4 protein-coding genes are annotated in these 2214 nt (G+C 44.6%); all 4 read left to right on the forward strand.

Annotated elements, in window-relative coordinates:
* Nucleotides 1-27 precede the first annotated feature (27 nt).
* Entirely contained in the window at nt 28-885 is an 858-nt protein-coding gene (gene mreC / locus A3738_RS03245) for a rod shape-determining protein MreC (RefSeq protein WP_082869349.1), read from the forward strand.
* Nucleotides 882-1361 carry a rod shape-determining protein MreD gene (mreD, locus tag A3738_RS03250; RefSeq protein WP_068476111.1) on the forward strand — a complete coding sequence of 160 codons (480 nt, stop codon included), beginning with the start codon at nt 882-884 and terminating at the stop codon, nt 1359-1361. Before mreC ends, mreD begins: the two co-directional genes overlap by 4 nt.
* A gap of 4 nt (nt 1362-1365) precedes the next feature.
* A complete protein-coding gene (locus A3738_RS03255; RefSeq protein ID WP_068763353.1) occupies nt 1366-1977 on the forward strand; it encodes a nucleoside triphosphate pyrophosphatase in 612 nt (203 codons plus the stop codon).
* A 12-nt stretch (nt 1978-1989) separates the two neighbouring features.
* A partial coding sequence (locus A3738_RS03260; protein ID WP_156503917.1) for a S1 RNA-binding domain-containing protein occupies nt 1990-2214 on the forward strand: 225 nt, incomplete at its 3' end.

Below are 2214 nucleotides of genomic sequence, written 5' to 3' on the forward strand. Positions count from 1 at the left end.
TAGTTGCTTTGCCATTAGGAGTGCGCCATTAGTACTGTATTTGTACAAGGTCCGTATTTGGGCTATCGCTTGATACTGGCGGTTCTCGTTAGTGTCGTGCTGATCGTTGTCGATGTGCGTTATGATCAGCTCGATCCTGTTCGGCGTGGTGTTAGTACTGTACTGACACCATTTCAATGGATGAGTGATGTACCGCGTCATATCACTGATGGTATTGGTTTTCTTTTTACTTCCCGTTCGTCACTCGAAGATGAGTTAGATTCCCTTAAAGCTAAAGTTCTTGTTCTAGAACGCCAGTCTCAAAAGCTTGCTAGTACAACCGCAGAGCTGAATCGTTTGCGAGAGTTATTGAATGCTTCTCGCGTTCTTGACGATGGTGTCGTAGTCACCGAACTTGTAAGTGTGAGCCCTGACCCAAACAAACATTATATTGTGATCAATAAAGGTCGCAGCAGTGGTGTGTATGTTGGGCAAGCTGTATTAGATGAATATGGCTTAGTTGGCCAAGTGATTGATGTCAGTGAGTTTCAAAGTCGGGTTTTGTTGATATCAGATGATCGTCATGCCGTGCCGGTGCAGGTTAATCGAAATGGTGTTCGCGCCGTTGCCTACGGGTTTGGTTCGCTATCCGCCTTAGAGTTAGCAAATGTTCCAGATACAGCAGATATTCAGGAAGGAGATTTACTTGTGAGCTCTGGTTTAGGTGGGCGCTTTCCGTCAGGCTACCCTGTAGCGACCGTGACGAAAGTTGCACACGATCCAGGAGCAGCATTTGCGACAGTGAAAGTCACTCCGCAAGCTAATCTTAACCGCAGTCGTTTATTGTTATTAGTTTTTCCAAATAAAGATGATGCGCCACAAAGCGGTGTTGAGGTCGCTCAATGATTTATCAGCCTAGTATGTTGGCCGTGGTGATCACCTTCATGTTGTCGGTGATACTCGAACTCATATATTTGCCGGCAATGATTTCGTTGTTCAGACCAGAGTGGTTGGTCATGACAGTCTTCTTTTGGACTCTGCGCTCGCCTAGTACTGTTGGTATAACTGTAGGCTTTTTTATTGGTCTGCTGCTGGATGTGATCAGTGGTGTATACCTTGGGATCAACGCCTTAGCCTTGAGTATCGTGTCGTATCTTGCGATAGGCATGCACAAGCGCTTTAAGCTTTATCCTTTGTTGCAGCAGTCTCTTGTTGCGTTCGTTGTTGTCATTATTCATTTGTTGATTGTGAACACCTTTACCTCTCTGTTAAGTCGAGCTGAAGCACCTTCAGATTTGTTGCTTCGGGCTATGTTTAGTGGGTTTTTATGGCCTATTCTTGTTGTTGTATACGACAGAATTAGCTTTGCTTTGCGAGGGTAGGTAAGTGCAATTAGTGTTAGCTTCGGCCTCGCCTAGACGTTTAGAGTTGTTACAACAGCTAGGTTACGATCCATTAAAAAGCCCCGTTGATATTGATGAGTCAGTTCATGACTCTGAGAAGCCGTATGCTTATGTTGCTCGCATGGCAAAAGAGAAGCTAGTAGCGGCAGCACATCAGTTTTGTCTTTCTAAGACTTGTATTGATGGTCGAGATTACTTAATGCTGGCAGGCGATACTGTTTGCGTGCATGGTGAGCAAATTCTGATTAAGCCGGAAGATTTTTCTGATTTTCAACGAATGATGCGCGTGATGTCAGGTGATCATCACACGGTCGCAACTGCCTATGCTTTGGGAGTANTAAGTAATGGCCAGCTTAGCGAAGTTCAGGAACATATCGTTAAAACTAAAGTCTTCTTTAGAGGGCTAAGCGATCAGGAAATCGCTGATTATTGGAAAACCGAAGAGCCTTTCGATAAAGCTGGTGGTTACGGCATCCAAGGCATCGGAGCGGTACTGGTCGATAAAATAGAAGGTAGTTACAGTAATGTTGTTGGCTTACCCTTAACGGAAGTTCACCAGAGTTTGAAATCGTTCGGTCTAGAATCAAAACTTTAAAAGGATAGTGTTTTGAGCGAAGAGTTGCTTATTAATGTTACCCCTGTTGAAACGCGTGTTGCGGTTGTAGAAAACGGGATGTTGCAAGAGGTATATATCGAGCGATCCAGTCGATTAGGGATTGTCGGTAATATCTATAAAGGCAAGGTTGTACGCGTATTACCAGGAATGGAGGCAGCTTTTGTAGATATCGGTCTTGAGCGTGCGGCTTTTATTCATGTCTCTGACATCGTCGGG

The sequence above is a fragment of the Oleiphilus sp. HI0066 genome, assembly GCF_001635725.1.

Bases quoted from the DNA above. Each gene is read 5' to 3' on its own strand.
- mreD (WP_068476111.1), top strand. From the start codon at position 882: ATGATTTATCAGCCTAGTATGTTGGCCGTGGTGATCACCTTCATGTTG.